The sequence below is a fragment of the Alkalinema pantanalense CENA528 genome, assembly GCF_050753345.1.
GTDB lineage: Bacteria > Cyanobacteriota > Cyanobacteriia > Leptolyngbyales > Leptolyngbyaceae > Alkalinema > Alkalinema pantanalense.
In genome coordinates this window covers 1-20,294 of record NZ_JBLZFX010000106.1, presented here as the reverse complement: position 1 = coordinate 20,294, position 20,294 = coordinate 1, and the positions used below count along the sequence as shown (strand labels likewise).

General features: G+C 47.9%; 16 protein-coding genes. 1 reads left to right on the top strand and 15 read right to left on the bottom strand.

All coding sequences use genetic code 11. The annotated features are described in order from the left end of the window. The 15 genes from ACN4EG_RS23480 to ACN4EG_RS23410 form a co-directional block, all read right to left on the bottom strand. Nucleotides 1–1,029 (bottom strand): contractile injection system tape measure protein (locus ACN4EG_RS23480; RefSeq protein ID WP_431632694.1); only part of this gene is annotated, 1,029 nt, incomplete at its 3' end. 108 nt (nucleotides 1,030–1,137) lie between these two features. Beyond that, complete coding sequence (locus tag ACN4EG_RS23475; RefSeq protein ID WP_431632693.1) at nucleotides 1,138–3,897, bottom strand: hypothetical protein; 2,760 nt, start codon at nucleotides 3,895–3,897, stop codon at nucleotides 1,138–1,140. Nucleotides 3,898–3,984: 87 nt separating this feature from the next. Beyond that, entirely contained in the window at nucleotides 3,985–6,603 is a 2,619-nt protein-coding gene (locus ACN4EG_RS23470; RefSeq protein WP_431632692.1) for a YegP family protein, read from the bottom strand. Nucleotides 6,604–6,628: 25 nt separating this feature from the next. Then, nucleotides 6,629–9,676, bottom strand: a complete 3,048-nt coding sequence (locus ACN4EG_RS23465) for a baseplate J/gp47 family protein (protein WP_431632691.1) — start codon at nucleotides 9,674–9,676, stop codon at nucleotides 6,629–6,631. Nucleotides 9,677–9,903: 227 nt separating this feature from the next. Continuing rightward, nucleotides 9,904–10,368, bottom strand: coding sequence for a GPW/gp25 family protein (locus ACN4EG_RS23460; protein ID WP_431632690.1), 465 nt, complete (start codon nucleotides 10,366–10,368; stop codon nucleotides 9,904–9,906). Between the two features lie 11 nt (nucleotides 10,369–10,379). Next, the gene (locus tag ACN4EG_RS23455) at nucleotides 10,380–10,658 is read right to left on the bottom strand and encodes a PAAR domain-containing protein (RefSeq protein WP_431632689.1); all 279 of its coding nucleotides are present in this window, start codon (nucleotides 10,656–10,658) and stop codon (nucleotides 10,380–10,382) included. Between the two features lie 53 nt (nucleotides 10,659–10,711). After that, nucleotides 10,712–12,457, bottom strand: a complete 1,746-nt coding sequence (vgrG, locus tag ACN4EG_RS23450) for a type VI secretion system tip protein VgrG (protein WP_431632688.1) — start codon at nucleotides 12,455–12,457, stop codon at nucleotides 10,712–10,714. 37 nt (nucleotides 12,458–12,494) lie between these two features. After that, entirely contained in the window at nucleotides 12,495–13,166 is a 672-nt protein-coding gene (locus ACN4EG_RS23445; protein WP_431632687.1) for a CIS tube protein, read from the bottom strand. A 3-nt stretch (nucleotides 13,167–13,169) separates the two neighbouring features. Then, on the bottom strand, nucleotides 13,170–13,331 hold the full coding sequence (locus ACN4EG_RS23440; RefSeq protein WP_190570678.1) for a DUF5908 family protein: 162 nt from the start codon (nucleotides 13,329–13,331) through the stop codon (nucleotides 13,170–13,172). A 12-nt stretch (nucleotides 13,332–13,343) separates the two neighbouring features. After that, on the bottom strand, nucleotides 13,344–13,790 hold the full coding sequence (locus ACN4EG_RS23435; RefSeq protein ID WP_431632686.1) for a phage tail protein: 447 nt from the start codon (nucleotides 13,788–13,790) through the stop codon (nucleotides 13,344–13,346). Nucleotides 13,791–13,847: 57 nt separating this feature from the next. After that, the gene (locus ACN4EG_RS23430) at nucleotides 13,848–14,282 is read right to left on the bottom strand and encodes a phage tail protein (RefSeq protein ID WP_431632684.1); all 435 of its coding nucleotides are present in this window, start codon (nucleotides 14,280–14,282) and stop codon (nucleotides 13,848–13,850) included. A gap of 208 nt (nucleotides 14,283–14,490) precedes the next feature. Beyond that, on the bottom strand, nucleotides 14,491–15,921 hold the full coding sequence (locus ACN4EG_RS23425) for a phage tail sheath family protein (protein WP_431632683.1): 1,431 nt from the start codon (nucleotides 15,919–15,921) through the stop codon (nucleotides 14,491–14,493). Nucleotides 15,922–15,936: 15 nt separating this feature from the next. Next, the gene (locus ACN4EG_RS23420; protein ID WP_431632682.1) at nucleotides 15,937–16,944 is read right to left on the bottom strand and encodes a hypothetical protein; all 1,008 of its coding nucleotides are present in this window, start codon (nucleotides 16,942–16,944) and stop codon (nucleotides 15,937–15,939) included. Nucleotides 16,945–17,023: 79 nt separating this feature from the next. Then, nucleotides 17,024–17,590: a DUF4255 domain-containing protein gene (locus tag ACN4EG_RS23415; RefSeq protein ID WP_431632681.1), complete on the bottom strand. Its 567-nt coding sequence runs from the start codon at nucleotides 17,588–17,590 to the stop codon at nucleotides 17,024–17,026. A 235-nt stretch (nucleotides 17,591–17,825) separates the two neighbouring features. After that, nucleotides 17,826–19,046, bottom strand: coding sequence for a DUF790 family protein (locus ACN4EG_RS23410; RefSeq protein WP_431632680.1), 1,221 nt, complete (start codon nucleotides 19,044–19,046; stop codon nucleotides 17,826–17,828). 706 nt (nucleotides 19,047–19,752) lie between these two features. Here ACN4EG_RS23410 and ACN4EG_RS23405 point away from each other — a divergent pair. Further along, nucleotides 19,753–19,974 carry a hypothetical protein gene (locus ACN4EG_RS23405; RefSeq protein WP_431632679.1) on the top strand — a complete coding sequence of 74 codons (222 nt, stop codon included), beginning with the start codon at nucleotides 19,753–19,755 and terminating at the stop codon, nucleotides 19,972–19,974. Nucleotides 19,975–20,294: the final 320 nt, after the last annotated feature.

Sequence of the window (20,294 nt, the reverse complement as noted above, 5' to 3'; positions counted from 1 at the left end):
GGGTGGGAGGGTAATGTTTGGTGTTGTCTCTGTTTGGGGAAGCAGTGAAGGGGGGAGAGGGAGTTCTGGAGGCTTCTGGGAACGGTGCTGAGGGGGCGATTCTGGGGGGGCGAGATCGCTCCGATCAGCTATCTGAGAATCTTCTGCTAATGGAGATAATGGGCGATCGGACTGCAAGGCTAAAGAAAACAGTGTGGGTAGGGTCGCAAGCCAATCACGGAATTTGGGCTGCGCGATCGACGGTAAAGTCTCTTCTACCGTGTGCAAATAATTGGTTAAGGAAATGGAACTTGTAATTTGTAATCCAATCGCTAAACTCGTAGCAAGATAATGCAATCGGGTATGACGATCGAGGTGTGAGGGCGCGATCGCTAAAATTGCGCTGACCAACGAAAGGACAACAGCTCTACAATTCTCAGGTGATCCATTGAGCAAAGCTTGGGTGAGATTGGGCATCTCCGAGTCCGGTACCAGTTGCAACCAACGGAAATAGAAGCTAGGGGATTCTGCATAGGCTTGGAGATGGGTCATAAGCTGGGTCGATCGCTTGGCGCACAGCTGGCCTAATTCCTGAGCAATGAGTTCTGCATCGGGCTGGGCGGCATACCAGGGCAGAATGCCTGTCCGCAGGTATTGCAACAGACTCTCCCATTGACTGCGATCGGGATTAAGCGACAATTGCCCCTGGGGAAGCGTGTTGTCCACACCAACTTCGGATGAGAATTCTGGGCGCTGCCAGGGATCAGTCAATTGTTCCTGGAGGGCTTGGCGTAGACAGTCTGGAAACTCTCGCACCAGCCATTCTCCTAAGGAGTCAGATGGTGGCACCTGAAACTGTAGGTGTAATTTAGGAATGTGCACTAATACATCAGGCCCATAGGCTCGATCGAACACCTGCTCCAATACAGGGAGCAATATGTTTTGCCAATCTTCCGCCAACTGCTGACGAACGCTAAACGCATCACTTAACGAGGAGGTTGAAACCTCCCAGCGCAATCGTCGAATCCTATGGGAACTCTGCTGATTCATTTCACCTCCTGATTTCTTGAAAGTTCCCCTTTGTCTTGGCGTAGCCTCTCCGTAGGAGATAGGGGGATTTAGGATCGTTCTGTGTTGCAATCACAAATTGATTTTGTATTACCTCAACAAATTGCCCAAAGTGATTTTCAGCCCGGTATTCTTGGTTTGTTTTTGTAATCCAACTAAATTATCCTGCACTCCCTTCAGTGTCTCTGCTTGGGTGATGGATTTCATGCTGTCGGACACGGTTAGCATCGCCTGTAACCCTTCACTATTGCCCGACACGTCTACACCCGTGGTGGAAATGTAGGTGGTCGTATCCTGGATCGATCGGGCTAAGAGAACTTCCGCATCCTTGGCCTGCTGTTCAAAGAGTTTCCGTTGATCGGCAGGAAGATCGGGCTGCTGGGCCTTTTGCCGTAGAATGTCTACCTTCTGGCGGTTCAATTCTGTCTCATTAACTTTGATGCCTAACAATGGATCAGCAAAGTTGACTCCCACTTTGTCTGTGGTACGCTTAGTAATCACATTACTGGTTAACGTGACAGAATCTTGGAAAATCTTGAGATAATCCTTCTGAACCACATCACTCATTAACGTGACGGATTGCTTAAACACATCAAAGTAATTCTTCTGGAGATTCAATTTTTCCTCCCAAATTGGTTCAAATTCCCGTTTGAATCCAGTAATCTTGTCTGTAAATACAGTGCTGAGTGAAGGGATGACCTTCACTCCGTTCTCAATTACCCAATCCGGTCGAATGGTTGGCTTCGTCCAGGTTAAATCCTCCGCTTCTTCTTCCACTACGTCTTCCCAGTAATAGGGCAGCATGAAGTCCGCAACTACCGTCTGATTACTGTCATGTATGAGGATAAAAGTTCCACCCCGCACGACGCCCCCAAAATGCTCGATCTCGGTGTGATCAGCGATAAAATTCTTGAACAAAAGCTTATCATCTGCCTTTTCATCCTTGCGTTTAATCAAATCATCCAGCCAATCTAGCCACTGTAGGTGAGTTTGACTTAAGATTGAATCAAACGGTGTTGTAAATTCTGTTTTTACTACATCACTCAAATTGAATTTATACTCTCCCGCCGTCCGTAATGTATCGCTCAGATCGGCTTTCCAAGAGGCATCTGCCACATAACTGGAATAACTCCGATTCAGTTTTGTGCGACTTGCAGTCACTTTGCCTGCAATGGTATTGTTGCTTTGTTCAGCCGCTTGCCGTAACGTGGTGGCATTACTTTCCTGACCCACATTAGCATCCACCATTTTCTTGAGCCGATCGCTAAATTTGCCAACCTCGTCTAATTGGTGAAAGGCATCCCGCCGCAGCACATAGTGAAAGCGATGCAGATCGGTGTAGCGAATTCCAGGTTTCTTGACCACCTGCGATCGTTCATTGCCGAGCAAAACGCTGCGTACCGTAAAGGGCAGATTCCGTGCCGAAATTTCCCGTTCGATCGCCGCTACAGCTGCTGTCACAGGTTGCCCTAAATGCCCCTCAATCCGGAAGAAGGAAAAGCGTCCCAGTTGTGTGGTGAGCGGACTGGCTGCGCCCCCTTTTGCACCGTAACTGCTGGCATTGTAGGAATAGTTGTACTCGTCGCGACGACGTTGGTGGAGGTGATAGTTCCAAGCGCGATGGATGGGAAAGCGTCCGTTCGTCGCATAATAGTAGGGAATGGCGCGTTCCGCCAACGGCTGATCTTCAAATAGGCTCGGCGTGATGCGAATGGGCGTTCCCGCCGCAGGGACTTGGAAATTCTCAATCAGGGCATTCAACGTTTGGGCAAGGAACTTCGCTTGATTGAGACAGTCGATCGTAGAACTGGTGATAGGCGAGGGGTAAAATCCAAATCGATTGGCTTCCGGATCTTCCCCAGGAATCACATTGCCCAGTAGTAAATGTTTGGGAAAACTGTCGGGACTGGGACAGCACCACGTTTGATCCTCCCAAAGCAGGTCGCGGAATTGGTTATAGGTTTCTGCAACATCCTTCAGGAAGTCATAGTAATACTGAATTCCAAACGAGTTATTCCCTCCAAAAGTGCGATTTCTCAAGGTGTTGAGCTTTGTGATCCAAGCAGGCGTAGGGTCAGTGGAAAATACATCACCCAGGAATGCCGAACAAGCGGGATACAATTTTGTTAATTCTGCAACTACGCGATCGTGAATGGTGTTACAAGTAGTTCGATAGCGCTGGGCAAGGTCACTAAAAGCATTTAAATTGGTTGGAATCGTTACGCGATCGACGGTAATTTCATCCAGTTTTGCAAACGCTTGGTGCGGTGTAGGAATGTCTGGTTGTAGTGTTTTAAGAGCCGACTGATCCACCAAAATTAATCGTGGTGTATTCAGGCGATCTTTCCCTAAGTTGTCGCAATCGGTGCCAGAGCAGAGATCATCATCTTTGTCGTAGCTTTCCATGAGCAGCAACGCAACCAGCGTATTCAAACTCGTTCCCTGGGGAAAACTAAAATCCTTCAGGGGCGTTCCTTCTGGGGTGTCAGAACCATTGAGCAGCAATTCGTAGACCGTAATCATCGTGTTGTCGATGTAGAACGGTGCATATTTCGGTTTTGAGGCGTCGTAGGGTTGGATACGATCGAACACGGTATCCTGGGCTAAATACAGCAAATCCCCATCCGTCGTCAGCCCGACTCCTTTCGTCACAACGACCTGATTCTCCTGCACGGATACCCGCAGTCCCGCCGCAATCCCCACCCCCAGCCCAAACAGTCGCGTCAGCCGTGTTTGATCATCAAAGTAATCGGAAATACTATTGAGTTGCTGTTCCGTCAGAACTTGATCGGGTTCAAAAACGCTATAGCCCGTGGTAATTTGTTTCAGTAATTGCAGGGTATCAGTCATGGCCATCGCTCCTGTGGATCTGTGGGTTTAGGTTGCCGTTGAGTTTAATTCGAGCAGTCTCCAAGCAATTGGCGATCTATGAAATGTTTATGTATCCGGCTTTAAATTTTCTCCCGTTCCTAAGTTACTCCGTCCTAAAATAAATTTCGGCTGATTCTCTTCACTACCACAATCCCGTAACCGTCGCGGGGGATAAACATTTTTCACAGCGAATAAGTGGTTAATCCAGTTCTTCAGTTTGTCCGATCGCTGAGCAGTTGTCACACCTGCTTTCAGATGAATCCAGTCATAGTATAGCTTTTCAAAAACCGCCATGTTTTCCGCACTGATCCAGCAGATTTTTGGCAGAATATGGGCTGGGGTTTCCGATCGAATCACCTGTTCTGCAAAGCCTCGAAAGGCCATATCACTGAAGCGACTGCCGTAATCGGGCAAGATAATGTGAATGCGGTAGGAATAGGGATCGGCTTCTGCACAGTCTGTACAATTGCTATCCACACAAATTGGCAAAAACGGGTCGCCTTCCTCCTCTGGGCGGAGCAGAATATTTTCAATCAAATACATCCCTTCATCGCTGTAGTTGACCTGTAGGTAATGCAACACCTCATCGATCGCTCGATTCATCTGATCTTCAGTATCAAAATATTCAATGCGTCGCGCTACTACTTCGCCAGCGTCATCAATGATGTTGAAATAATGCTTGTCATTGCTGCTGATTTTACGATCGTAATTTGCTGGAGCCAGCGCAAACTTAATTGCCCGTTCCATCGCTTGTCTTGCTACAACTAGCGTCTCATAGTTGCGGCTACTGCTCAAGATAATGGCTAAGGTCTCCCGGTTGCGAATCCGGAAGCGAAATTCATCTTCTGGTGTACTGTCAACTTCAGCGTAAATGTCATAGGCAATATCTCCCAGATTGCGGCGTTTGTAATTTTGAATTCCCAAAAGCTTAGCCAGCCGCTTCTCTAGACCAGAGACATTTTCGCTATTCCAGAGATCACTATCTGCTTGCAGCGTATAGTTATAGGCCAGCGATCGCTCACTGCTAATTTCCGGATAATGCCTCAGAAAGTCGCACTTGTAACGAATCATGCTCTCAGTGCTGCTACCAAAGGCTGAATACAACGTATAGGCTAAATCATGGAATTGTTCTGCAAAGCGTGAAATTAAGTGATCTAAAAATCGATTGCGGCGATCGAACCCTGAATTCTGATCTTGGTTATCCTGTTGGGTTTGCAACGTGCGAACTAATTCAGTAGGATCGCTCTCTTCGGTCGTTCGATAGATGGCTTGATAATTCGCAAAGGAATCCACAACTTGATAGAAATAGGTACGCCGCAATTCTGGGTCGATCGAAAATAAATCCTTCACATGGTGCAACTGGGCAAAATAGTTGGCCATGATTTGATCGAAAAAGAGTAAATAGGCTTTTAGTTGGTAGGCTAATGCTTGGCGGGCTGAATCAGCATTGCTCGATAATCCTTCCTGACTTAAGCCATAAATCGCTGGGAAGTGGTTCTGGAATGAATAATAGCCATCGAGATTGCGGAGCTTGCCTTGGGGAATGGGTAAATCCTCCAGGGCAACCGTTTCAGCTTTGGCAGTCACGGCTTGGGCGAGTGCGGTATACATGCTATTGACCCGATCGCGGTTAGCAACCACAGGCATCTGCCGTTTGTAAAAGACTAGCCGAGAATGATCACGATCGAGCAGGGCTTTATGCTGGTCTGCGACGGGAACAACCCATTTCGTTTCCAGCGGCACTTCCGTTTCCGCCGGATTGATCACAATGTCCCGCACGGCCTGCACCCCTGGAATATCCATGATGATGCTAATGATATCCGAGAGCCGAATTTCCTGGCGTAATTCTGCTTGGGCTAATTCATCATCATCAATAAAGCCACAATTTAAGGCAGGGCCATCAAAGATTTCGTCGATCGTGTAAGGAGTCCCATCGGCCTTTTTGCGGGTCAGCATCTCACCCAAGCGATAGTTCCTCACACCGGGAGCTAGGTATTGCTGGACTTGAAACAAAATTTCCGCATTCACCTTGGCGACATCGGCATCGGGCGTGAGTTCTAGCTCGGCACACAGCAGGAAATTTTGGGTTGCAATTTCTCCTAGTTCAACAAAGTCTTCGCAGAGATTACGATTTACCTGTAAGCATTGCCAAACGGCCTTTTGAATGGCTTCTTTTTCAGTATTACTTGTAATTCCATCCATGTATTCGATCGTCACTTTATACAAACCTGCCAAATTCACAGGAATGGTTCGATCGGTGGTAGAAGGATTGTGCTGTAACTGTTGTTGGGTTAGATTAGCGTAGTAGGTGACTGTAGCGGGAGTCATCCAAGCATTTTTCACACCCGGTAAATCAATCAGTAATTTGCGGTAATCTAAAACCGTTAAGGCACGGTTGGGAAGAATTTGTCGAGCTGTGAAAAAGGTGTCATTAAAGGTATTATTATGAGTTGCAGGATCACTGGCTAGGATATCCGCGATCGGCAAAGTGGCGCGATGACTCAAATCCGTCAATGCATAGCACAATAATTCCAGGGTCGTAATTCCAGGATCATGAACGTTGTAGTCTGTCCAAATGCGCTGCGCCAACTGCTGTACCTGTGCCAAGCCTGTTGCATAGAACCACTGATGGTTGAGGGCATTGGGACGATTCTGTTTGTGCGGAATGGTCAGTTGGGAGAGCATAGTGCATGAACCTAGGAGAATTCAGTTAAACAACGGGATTAATAATATGACTACTATCAGAAACTAAGATTGCATCGGGACGGGTGGGAGAAACTTCACTGACATCAATAAAATTGTTGGTCTCACTGCTATAGGTATAGACCTTAAAATCAGTTACGTAATCAATATAGGACAGTTCCTCCACAAAATCGAGTAAAACGGATTTATACACCTTGCCCCCAAAGGAAATAGGCCGATCGATATTAAACGCCCAAGGTGATAGGAATTCTGTTAATGCTTGCTTCAATGCTTTTTGGTAATAGTTGAATTCATAGCCGGGGTAAAACTGTACTCGGCAATCCACCTGAATGGTTTGGTAGAGGGGATTTTTCACCTGTACCTTGACTTGCATTCCCCGTCGATCGTTGACGTAATCCGTAATTTGTTGCAGCGTGACGGCATCGACCTTGGGTTGCAGGGGATTGGCCGCATTCTGGTTCCGCAAATCGGGAACGACAACGAGTAAAACATTGCCCGGTGCCAGCCATACACCATCCTTGGCATGGGGAATACATTTCACTTGATGGATTTGCGGAAAGGCTTCTAACACAATGCGCTCATAGTCCCAAGCGGTAATGCAACGGTTTTTGTGGCGCAGTCGTTCTGAGGCGCGGGTTTGTAAGACTCGATCGGCTTCGATCGCCCGTCCTCCAAAGGAAGCATAGGGTTGGGCAATCGCCTTAATGCCAGCCACTGTGGTTTTGAGCTTACTGATTTTTCCGGGTTCCAAGGGTGTTAATAAGTGCTGGGGATCATTGCCCTGATCCTGAAATTGGACTGCGATCGCATTGGCTGCCACTTGTACCAATCGACAAACTGTAGTGACATTATTACGAATCCCTGCTTTAATCCAAATCTGATTACTCGGTAGAATCGTATTTTGGGTCGTTGCATTGGCTGGAATGATGAACTGAGTGATTCCACTAGTTAATAACTGTTGGGTAGTATCCAGAACGACTGAGCTGCGATCGAGTAATTGCCAATAATTATCTCCTAGGACAAACCAATCTAAGGATTCCCTTGCTATATCTGGATTTGCGCTACCTTCTGCTACTTGAAATAGCAGGCTCACACTATCTCCCGGCTGCAACCCTTGTAGCCCTATTAACAATTCTCCAGCGTAGGCATAGGTTGGTAACAGAGCAACCGTGGAACCTAAATTAAATTGGTTGCGTTGATAGCCATGTTCCCGCATTTGCCCAAAGTAGGTAATGTGGAAAAATTGTACGTCTTGGTTCGCAAAATCACTGAGGGCGATCGATGACACCGCCACCGCATCGGACTGGGCTTTGTAGGAGAGGGAAATCGTTTGGATCGTAGGTGTGTAGGGTTCATTGAGAATGGTCAGTGTGCCGCCAGTTTTGCTGTAGGTCATCACATTTTCCACGTACTTCGTGCGGTAGGTGGAATGCAGGAAATCCCGTTCCAGTGCAAAGGTAATAAATCCCGATCGAGCCTCCGGTTCAACGTTTACCAATGGAATAAAAACAGGATTCCACAACAGGTACTTACTCACAAAATTAAACGCCCACAGACTGCCGATCGTATTAAAGGTATAGACCTCCATCCCAGCTCGTAAAGCGGGGGAAATAGAGGGGGTACCCGGTCTGAATTGAAACACCCGTTCAACGGTGGCATTATCGCGGTCAAACAGCAGTTCACCTGTCCCCGTGTAATGCCAAGTTCCGCCATCGTCAAACGCCACGGCTGCGGTAAAACTGGCATTGGTGACACTGGTTCCATAACCGCTGTAATGGGTGGCTAAATTTGGGTTAACGCCTTTCCATTTGACGGCTAATTTCAGTTCTAATAGCTTTTTGTTGAGAGCTTCTGGGTAGCCCACGCGAAAGCTGGAACCGATCGTGGGTTGCGCCCCAAAGGGCAAAAAAGGACGCTTGGGATCGAGGAGGCCGTCATCACTTTCTAGGTGTAAGCCCGTAATGCCGCTGACCTCAACGGTAATCTGAGCAGCGAGTAGCGAAACGCTTTGCCAATCGAGATATCCCAGCGTTGCGTCAGGATTTAAAATTGCCTGCAAAACTGGATCAGCAGTGGTGTAGGTATAGCCATGGGTCGCCACATCATAGCCAATTACCGCCGCGTCACTGGCTGCGATCGTGATACTGAATTCCAGAACATTCGCTGAGCTGAGAGTCGGTGAAACTCTGTAAGGCCCAAGCCAAGTTTTAGCTCCGGTGAGAAAAACGTCAAAGGCACTAACTAACGTTGTGTTATTTACGCGCGTCCTATCGACATTACTCAAGTTCAATCGCACCGTAACCGTGCGTGTTCCTTCCTGCATTGCTAAGACAGGCGACGCGATCGCAAATCCGACTTCGGCGCGGGGTAAGCTGGCATTGCCAAAGCTAGACCAACTGGGACTATCAGTGGACAACTTTTCGCCTAAACCATCGGCAGAATTCGCGATCGGGGCATAGCGCACGGTTTGGCTAGCACGATCGAGAAAGAGCGATCGTAACGAAGCGACCTTGGCAGGATTAATAACCGTTTCGCGGGTCGGCACGTAAATCTGTTCAACCCCTGTGGCATCCTTACCCGCTGAAAACTGATGCTGCGGCGTCATTAGAACGGGAGCGGTATTTTTTTTGAGTTCTAGTACAAGATGGGCTTTGTCTGGAATGGCGGGTTTGGGTTGAAACTGAAGAACGGTTTTGTAATAGAAATCGAGGTGCCGTTCTGTGATTTGATTCAGTACCTCCTGGGGCGTTTGGTAGAGCTTTAGGAAAGTTAAAAAGAGGGCAAGATGGGGGGGCGTCTCCGCTGTTTCACTGGTTAAAAATTGCTGTAATGTCCCCTGGGATGGGAAAAAGCTCTGCCAGTCACCCGCTGGAGTATCAATATTGCCGCGATAGTAATTTACTGCGCTGGATAACTGCCGCGCGAACTGCCATAGGTCTTCTAGCGATCGCTCATCCACCTTGGCAAACTGGCTATCCAATGCCTCCGATTGCCGATCGGTTTGACTTTGGCCCAGTTGGAAGATTAAATTTTGAATAATATCTTTTTCCGCCATAGGTTCGGCTTCCAATTCCTGGAGCGATTGCTGGATACATGCTTGAAATCATCACTCTGACTACAAGGGGACACTTATCACGGTCTCGTTGGCAGTCATCTAAAAGAAATTCTAAATTTAGGACTAGATAATATTGGCTTAAAATTTTCTCCTATTTCTATTATGAATTGAGATTCTTGAAAATTTATATTGTTGGTATTAAATTACAAAAACGACTGCATTAAAAATCATCCCGTTGAACTGAGATTGAAATCTACAGTTTGTCGAATTTCGTTGGCGTCGCTGGTGTAGAAGGGATAGACCAGATTGAAGCGAGAATTAGTCGCCCGGATTTCGTACTGCAATAGGATGCGGACATTCCCCTCGTACTGGGCTGAGGTATCCAGTTCGATCGACAACAAATTAATCCGAGGTTCATAGATCAAAATTGTTGTTTTAATTCGATCCTGAAGAAACGTTTTTAATGTCGTACTCATTGGCTCAAATAGTATTTCATGCAGATCTAAGCCGTACTTTGGATTGAGGAATCGCTCCCCTGCCGCCGTTCCCAATAAAATCTTGAGACTATTTTCAATATCCGCTTCATCGGAGGTCATAACCATTTCCCCCGTTTCCAGCACAAATTCTGGCGGAAAACTCCAGCCTGTGCCTAAAAACGAGGTATACGTTGGATTCGATCGACCTTCACTCATCATCCTTCTCCTCAATTAATCAAAACCGTCAGATCACCAATCAACGCCATCGCTCCACAAATACAGGCATCCGTCGTCCGTAAAGCAGGTCTGCCGCTAATTAAGACCGTGGCACTACCGGATGGAAAAGCACTGGTTGTCGGTTGGTGGCCATTGGGGGGTAGCGAACAAACGTGTAGATCCCCCGCAACGGCAGCGGGCTTTCCGCCAATCAGCACTGTGCTGACTCCTGGCCCTGTGATGGTGCCTCCATGGTTACTGGTATCTCCGACCCTTGCTGCGGCTGGCATTGTTCCATTCCTCCTAGTGATTTTAATAATCTTAATTCTTGCGATAGCTAATGTTAGTTAATTTGCACCAATCCTCCTTTCACCTTGGTTGTTGCAGCACTGGAAATTTCTGCACCTGCTGCTCCCTCTAGCTTCAATTCTGTTCCTCCTTTTACATTCAACGCTGTTCCCGACTCGACTTTAACTTCTGTTCCAGCTTTGAGTTCGATCGCTTGACTACTTTCGATTTTGATTCCATCCGAAGTCATGGCGATTTTGTTGCCATTTTGGTCTTCGATCGTGATCGCTTTATCGGCCTCACTCAGAGTGATCTGATTTCCTGCTGGGGTTGCTAGTTGCATAATTTTTTGGTCATCGTCGAAGAAGAGTTTCATCTTCGATCGACTTTGGTAAATCTTCTCATGGTTGTCGTCCGAACCCGGAATGGGTGCAGGTTTGGCGCTACTGTGCACCATCCCCAAAATCACCGCTTGGCGCGGATCATCATTGATAAACCCGAGAATCACTTCATCGTTCACCTCCGGTCGGAAACAAAACCCCCGTTCTTGCCCAGCATCCAAGGTTGCTAACCTGGCCCAAGTGCCCTCATCCTCGCTATTAACCAAGGGCATTTTGACCCGAATCCGATCTTCCCCCTCGGGATCCTCATTGCTAACAACAATCCCAATCTGTAAGCCATTAATTCCCGGTAGCAGGGCAGCGGCCTTGGGGGCTGTAACGGTATTGTGCTCAGCGGCCAACCATTGCTCCGTATTACCAAATTGCAGGTGGGTTTTCCAGCCCTGCACTAGGTCGAAATCCTGCCGCACCCCCGTGATAAAGACATTGCCGTTATAGCGATCGCCCACACCACTCAACCGCACCAGATCCCCCGGATTTACCGTGGCAATACCTTCACACTTGAGCCGCCCACTGACACGACTCATTTTGGACTTGAGCCATTGGGCATCGGCCCAGGCTTGGGCTTCCGCTTCCAGCAAGGCTCCATGGCGTAGGGTAAGCTGTTCCAGGCCAATCACCGCCGCTAAATCCGCACTGGCCAAATTGCCGGGGCTACTGAGACTGGGTTCGTTGGCCTCCTTTTCCACAACTGTTTGCTGGGCTGCATCCCAGGTCATACTTTTAACCGCATTAAATTGCGATCGCGCATCGATCGCCGCATCCATTTCCAAAATCGTTGACCCAAATTGTAAGGTGCAGACCGGGGAACGACTAAAATCTGGAGCCTTGACTGTAACCGTTTGTGTATTCGTTAGGACTAACAGCCCGTTGGCCTCCGCCCGCGTTAGCAAAAAATCCCAATCCGTACAGTCGTATTGCACCTGCTGGGGATGGGTAGCGGATAGGGTCTGTACATCGGCCTCCAGCCCCGCCTGCTCTAGCAATTGGCTGATGATGTCGCTATCCGTTTGGTCAAAAAAGTAGGCACTTTTCCGTCCAACGGTGAGTTTGGTCGATCGATGGCGACAATCCACAATCAGTTGCGGAGCCGTATGATCGCGAATTTTAATCTGCTGTTGAATGACGATGCCTTTAAAAAGCGAGACTAAATCACTGCCCGTTCCCGCCAGAATTTCAATTTCCTGTCCCGGAATCAGTTGATTGGTATTACTCAGGGGGAAATCGCTGGAAGCGGCTGTTCCATCCAGATAGACCAAACGGGCCGAGGCAATTTTATTGACAGTTTTAACCACATTCACCGCTAAGAGTTGATGGGCACGATCGATCTCCGTTCCACCGACTTTAACGGTGAATTCACGATGTTCTGCGGCGATCGGGAGGGTTTTAGTATCTGGCATCGTTCTTTCTGGCTCCTGCTGGCTGAATCCTGTCTGATTACTCCTTCTTTAACGGTGGAAAGAACAGTTTGATCCCCGGTGTGAGTTGGCGGAAATTCTCCAATTCATTGGCTTGGGCGACTTCCAGGTAATAGCTGGGATCGCCGTAGATCTGGTAACACAAATCCGGTAAATTATCCCCCGCCTTAATTAAGCGCACGTGGGTCAGATCCGGAGACTGATCCTGCGCCAAGGCCACCCGCGTTTGGTCATCAGCGTTGTCGGTGAAATTGGCAGTAATGACGGCCCGCAGGGGAATTCCATCGGGTTTGAACAGCTTGTAGGCGATGGACGCACTTTTTAAAATACAGCGCTTGACTTGGAGCGTGCCCCAAACAACTTTAAGATAGTTGGGACGGTGAATATTGCCGTTGTAACCTGTAACGGTTTGAAACGACTCCACCTTCTGCTGGACATCAATCTTGCTGCCGTTGGCTCCTGTGCCGTCAATAAAAAACGTCAAAGACAAATCACCGGGTTTGACTTTTTTAAAGGTCATTCGGCTATTGGTCGTTCCGGCACCTTGGGCACTGTCATACTCCATTTCGTAGGACAGCGTGATCTCATTGGGATTGACATAGGCTGCAAACTCCCCGATCGGCTGTCCAGAGTAGTCTGGGCGCTCGTAGGCTTTAATCAAGAGCTTTTCTAAGGTGCCACGATCGCTCATGGGTTAGCGTTCCTCCTTCTGTTTTAGGATTTCTAAAACCCGTTCCACACATTCGTTAATCAGGGTTTGTTTATCCTGGGTTGGACTGGCGGGTGTGGTTGATCCACCGGAAGCCTGGTTGCTGACTTCAACGGAAATCACCACTTCATCAACGACGATCGGCATTGCGGTTTCCTCCTACGATGGGTCTAGGGTAAAATATTGATAGAAAAACTGTAAACTCTCGATCACAACCGCATTATTAGAGGCATTCAGATCACTGATGGACCATTTGGTGGGGTAAGCATTGGCTATATGCCAGGTTAACAACGGCTCATGGGCTTCGTTTAACAATTTAATGTCAATGTTCTTGGGTTTAATGTCGTAATCCTCAATACATTGCCGAATCCAGGTCAGGACTTCCGATTTCAGCAATAGTCCGCGTTTGAGAACTAGCTCTGGATATTTCGATCGGGTGGGATACTTCTGGATAAAACGATTTTCTCCCCCCTCTGCGACTTCCTCCGTCCCTAGTTCCACCGAGAGTCCACTCACCTCGGTAAACCGCACGTCATCGGCTTTTGGGGTGAGTCCCAATACTTCAACCTTAAAGTGAAACCCTACAGGTGGATAGTAGTTCGCCATGATGGTTACTGAGTGGTTACGGAGTGGTTACTGAGTGACGGGCTGGGGTTGCCGGGGTTAATCGTTTTGCAGTTCCAGTCCTTCGTGGGCAATTTCGATCGATTCGATCGCGACTTCGTTGCCTGCTGCCTTAAGTTGTGGCCCTTCCACCTTAACGGGAAAAGCATTGTGAACTTTCCAGACCATGACGGGTTGGTGTTGTTCATTCAATAAACTAATCACCAAATCCCGCCGTTCCACTGTATTCAGCTTCACGGTGTTGAGCCAGTTGAAAAAATCGTTGTCGCTTTTGACAATACCGCGTTTCAGGGTGATGTTACTAAACTTCCGGAGTCCCGGCATTTTAATCGATGAATATTCCGGGAAGGAACCGTCACGATATTCGATCGCTTGGTTCTCTTGGGTTAACCCAGCCACTTCCGAGAAACCCACACGTTTGCCACCCCACTCAACGGTGAAGTGAAAGACGGGAAGGGGATAGTTATTTGCCATAGTGTGCCATACCTTGTTGCGAAAATAGTAGAAATGGATCAACTGGAAGGCTAATCATTAGCAACGCTAACGATGACTTCGATTACAACACAAGAGATAGCGGTGGGAGCAGAGATCAGCTTGATAGATCTGATTTAGGGATCAGATGTAGGTATTTAGGGATCAGACTTTAGATCGATCGTGCTCCCCCCAACCGTTGGAGAATACCCTAGGAGGTTTGCAACTTGTGGGAGAACTTGAGAATAATAAATTCCGCCGGACGGACCACCGCCATGCCAATTTCTACGTTCATCCGGCCTTCCAAAATATCCTGGGCGGACATCGTGGTTCCCAGGCCACATTTGACGAAAAAGGCATCCTTCGGCGTGGCTCCCGCTAAAGCTCCCTCCCGCCACTTTTGCAGTAGATAATTCTCAATCATGCCGCGCACCTTGACCCAGGTATTGGCATCATTGGGCTCAAAGACAGCCCAGTAGGTGGATTTCTTCACCGATTCCTCCACCATGTTGTAGAAGCGGCGAACGGAAACATAGCGCCATTCGTTATCGTTGCCTGCCAGGGTTCTTGCGCCCCAAACTAAGGTTCCCTTCCCTGCAAAGGCTCGAATGGCATTAATCGACTTACCCGCGCCGGGATTGACATTCAATTCATCCTGATTCGCGTTGTCTAGCCTGACCACGGGCCCCACCACAGTATTGATGCTGACGTTGGCGGGGGCCTTCCAGACTCCCCTGGCTGCATCCACCGTTGCGTAAATTCCAGCGACTGCACTACTGGGGGGCAAGGTGGCAAACAGATCTGCTAATTTCTTCTTAATATTGTTGTAGTTGGCCGTGTTGTAATTAGCGTGGGCCGGATCGTTGAGATTTGCCAGGGTTAAGCTATTCAGAGGCCCCGCAGCGTTATCCGCATCTGCCGCTTCATCGGGTTGATTAATCGCGATCGTGGCCTCGCTATAAACGTAATTTAACCCCGACTTAATAAAGGGATAGTAAGCCGCGCCATATTTCAGGTTGTTGTTACCGAGCAACTCCCGATAGGCATCGATCTCACTGGTCACGTAGGCGGATTTGCCCCGTGTCACGTCCATAATGGCAAAGCGATCCTTGAGGCGAGCGCATTGGGCCAATACGGCTTGCATCAAAGTACCGTAGTTGGTTCCGCCCCCCGTATCCAGGAGTACCGCATCGGGAATGACAATCAACGTCGGCTCATCCTCCTTAGAAATTGTCTGCAAGCCCCCCAGAAGCCCCGTGGTGTTGTCTCCCAGGGCCACCGCTCCACTGGTATCGCCCACGGAAACCACATAGCATTTGCCGCCCCCATTATCAAAAAACATCCGCATACAGTAATACAGATAATGGCTCAGGGTGGGTTCCGCGATCGAGAGAATCGGGTAAATTCCGTTGCTGTCCCGCGTTTCTGAGAGGGTGACGGTTAACGTTTCATTTTTGGCAGTACCAAACAAACTCTCGTATTCTAATAACGAGCTAATCTTGGTGGGCTGATTGCGCAAATTCGCTGGACTGAGTTGGGTATAGCCAATAAAGGCGGGAATGGCGGTTTCCACCTCAGCCACCGAGGGCGGAAAGACAGACAGTTCTTCGATGTAAACATCGGGGGTTTTGTAGGTAGGCATAGTTGAGTTGAGCGCTTAAGGTTTGGATAGTTGAATAATCAAATCGGCGGTCGATCGATCGATGTCCGGGGCCGGAAGGTGGGGAATTAAAATATCGCCATTCCGACTGAGCTGGATTTTGTGGCGGGCCGCTTGCTGCCGAGGAACTAGTTGTTGCGACTGAAATAACAGCACCTGCGACTGGGGATCTCCTAATAAGTTAGATGGCAAATCATTCGCGGTAAAATCGGTCGATGCCACCTTGGTAAAGGTAATTTGAGGCCGCTGGTCTTCCGTAAAGCCGGAATCTGTAACGGAGAGTTGTCCTAGTTCAGCATCGCTATATTTCTGCGTCACCACATAGTATTTCAACGTCTCTTGTCTAGCGGTAAAGGCAATGGAAAATGCAGGAGGGTTATTGTAGAAAGCAGGGTCGATTGTTACCTCTAAAAACCCAAAAGTATCCTGGTTAATCAGTTCATCATCTAGGTAGTAATCGGTGCGTTGACTACTCGTAGGATAAAGTTCCTCAACTTGATAGAGTCCTGCCGAAAATCCAGTCAAATCATAGGCAATGTCTCCTTGGGTTTGGGTATTGCCCAATACTTGAGTGCGTAAAATTTGCCCCTGCCCATTTTTCAAATTGACAGTGACGGGCCGATCGGGCAATTGTAAGGAATGCTGCCAAATTGAGCCCACTAAAAGGGTCGATCGAGGAGGATCTAAACCATTCCCACCCCCCTGATTCCGATAGAGGGGTTTGAATCGCCCTAGGTCAAATCCGAAGGTTGTGAAATTGGTAAAAAATGGGTTGAGTAGTTTTAACGCAAACCGGAGTCGTGTCCCGTTTAAAGGAACGATCGGTTGCTCCATATCATCCACTTCAAATAATACATACAAGCGATCGTGGTAGGATTTCGCAATTAATCTTCCTCCTTGGAGAGACTGGTTCGTACTCCTAGGTAGCAGAAAACTAAAATCTTGGCACAATTGCCGATAGTAATTATGGGAAATTTCAACGGTAAACAGTGTCTTAAACTGCATGATTGAGGCACTCCTATCGCCTTTTTCCGTGCCAGCAGGTAATACACCCTACTTGAATATTAACGAACCTCGTCCATCATCAGTGATGAAGATTTATATTGATTGTGGTGAGAGGACGTTGGACTTTTTGAGGTTCCATATCTTGCAGGATCACCATGCGGACTTTGTAAATTACAGAAGGCAAATGCTTGCCGCCAATGAAGGCCCAAACCTGATTTAATTGTTCGTAATTCAAGGATTGAAGTTCGATCGTTAACTGGCCAATGTTTGGATCAAGTCCTGGATATTTTTCTGAGGTAAAAACGGAGTGAGCTTGGAAAAATAAAAGAATATAGGACAGATACTTTAATGCCTGATCATAGAGCTTAAAATTTGCTGCAAATAATACATGCAAATTGAGCTTTAAATCGGGCTCTTGCACAATATGTTGACCATTCAGATAGCTATGTTCTGGTAAGTGGGATTTAAAGATGCGATCTTCTTCCAGATTAATAATGGTTGCTCCGATCGTTTCCCCTTCCAAAGCATATTTCCCAGCTTCATCCACCAGCCTACTCATTTCCACTTTGACAGTATCTGACCCAGTTCTCGTAAATAAGTAGGCATTCAACTCGTCTTGGAGAAATTTAAGGGCAATATCTAGCATGATAATTCATGATGTTAAGTTGGGGTATTTGATACATGAACTGTGATAGATGAACTTTGATAGATGAACTTTGATAGATGAACTTTGTATCTTGGGCACTCTATATTTTCTAAGCTTAAATTTTTAAGCCTGAAGCGTCACTGTAGTATGAAGTAACTTTAGCGAAGTCAGCATAAATTTATATTTGCATGTAAAAATACATCTTGTTTGAGAAGAAATTTCGGATTCTTGATAATTACATCTCTTCCAATACTGCAAGAATGGCCTTTGGGAGTAACTGCTCTTTAAACCAGACAAGCTTCGCAGGCACATCCGTTAGCTTAATGCCTGCTTTTTCCAAATTCAGACGTTCGGAGACAGCCAAAATTAAATCCGATCGCTCGGCTTTTCGTACTTGGGCAAATTTCTTCTGCAAATATTCCGGTCGCCAATAACCAACAATTTCTAGCAGGACCGATCGACCGTCGGGATGCACGAGGCGAAAATCGGGAATCATGACGCTACCGGGAATTGCCACCAGATCCACTTCTCGCTCTAATTTCCACTCCGTTTTGGTTTTGTTCCAGCGATCGACAAAGCCTTGCTCCAGCATACTGTCGTAGGTTTTGCCGGGGGGATAGTGGGTGACCAATCCGCAGTCGGCCTCTAGGGTGAAGCGTCCCTTCCGCACCTGGCCGGAATAGTAATCCTTCAGTTGCAAGTCCGCCGTCAAACTCCACTTTGTCACATGCAGCAGGGCGGGTAGAAGTTTGGCTAGGGAGAGTCCATAACGGGTGGAGGGCTGGAAGAGACTAGTTGGCCCATCGAGGGTGAGGGTAAAACCATGGTCGGCGTCCCCTTCGATGTAACTCATTAATTGGAATAGTTTGATATAGCGAAATAGGAGCTTGTACTGGCCCGGATCGTTGCGGTGGGCGTCAATTTGCACATGGCTCGATCGATAAAAGACGCCCTGCACTTGGGATAAGTTGTAGCGGTGAATTAAGGCTTCTGGCGTTGGCGCATCAAAGGTGGTCAGAATTTGATTGTCGGGCAGATCGGCGTAGAGTCCTGCTTGGACTTGTTCGACCAAGACTTCCTGGCCGAGTTCCTGGGTCAGTTGATCTGCAATGTTCTCCAAAGTGGCTGTGGTATTTTGTCGACTGGGAATGGTTGTGGCAGAGAGGGCAAATACCTTTTCCCGCAACATCAGCGGTTCCAATGGACTCACCGTTTCAAACTCACTAAAGGCACTGGTCAGCAGATGGGCCAACCCCCGCTTGACGCGATAGTCCGTTTCTTCGCCTTCTAACTCCTGCAACAGTCGGTTCAGTTCCCCCCGTTTGCCGCCCTTGGCTGACTGGAAGATGGCGATCAAATCCGTGGCCATTTCTAGGACATCCTCGGTGAGGGCCAAGCGTTTAGGCTGTACCTCTTCACCGTTGAAACGATGCATGAGTAAGTCTGTGGGTAGCATGGGGGACTGGCAGGAAACGATCTATTCAACCATACTGGAAACAGGAGTGATGACACAACTATTGTCACTTTCTGGAGAAATAATTGGCTATGATATCTTCACGAAAATAATTCTCTGGGAATGATGAGAGAGATTACTAGAGGCTAACGTTTACTAAGAATCTAGCAGCGATCCATTCATCACCTCCTGCACCATCTTGAGGAACTGACGCAGGACAATAGATCGAACTTCCGTGCGCCACACGATCGCGATCTAGGTGGCTTTATGGAGTTCCAGATCATCCTTAGGAAACTTTTTGCAAAAGGTTTGAACGATCGGAGATCGAATCCCCGCAAGATCGATCTTGCATGTTGACAGATGCCATGTTGCCAAATATCACAGGATTGCAAACAATTGCAAAACAGTTGACAGCATCTCGATTTACCCCTAGGCTTGTTTTTCATAGCTGAGTGCAACCGTGTGTTGCAAGGCCCGTTGGTCCATGACCGTCCGTAGGGCTATGAATCAGCTACGACCCCAAAAATTGAAGCGCTACCCAGCGTTGGTTCCAAGCAACAAAGGGTAGCTAAACCCCGAAGCTGATCTGACCAGCTAGGCGGTCTGACACGGATTGTAACATTCGATCGGGCCACCCTACTTGTCCTGCGCAAAAGGGTGGCTTTAATTTTTGGGATTTCTTCCCACATCACGCCACAGGAGAAATCCCATGTTTATCAGTTTTGACGGACTCGATCGCGCGATCGAGGACGATCGTAGGCCGTTGCAATTTTATCTATTGGGTACCCGCGAGGAGGTACAGGCGACGATCAATCAGTTGTATGTGCTGCGGTTTAGCGATCGGGTGCGTTGGAGTCCTCCGGTTCCGGTACCCGGTTCGGATTGGCAATACGTGAGCAGGATGGAGCGCGATCGAAGAGATCCCCCCTAACCCCCCTTAATAAAGGGGGAACCGGAGTAAATGCGAAAGAATGGAAGAAAAGTTCTTTAAATCTGTACTTCTATTCTATTTTTACTCAAAGTCCCCCTTTTGAAGGGGGATTAGGGGGATCGAATCCATGCGATCGACGTTACGGCTAATACTGCAATGAATGTGCGACTAACGCAGGATTGAATGCTGTAATGGTTTGCTGGTCTGCATTATGGGTGAGGATCCCCCCTTGTATCTTAAGAGTAGTGGTAGACCGATCCCCCCTGGATTGAGAAAATCGCGGGCTAGCCAGGGTCGCCACTACTTTGCACTAGGGCCAA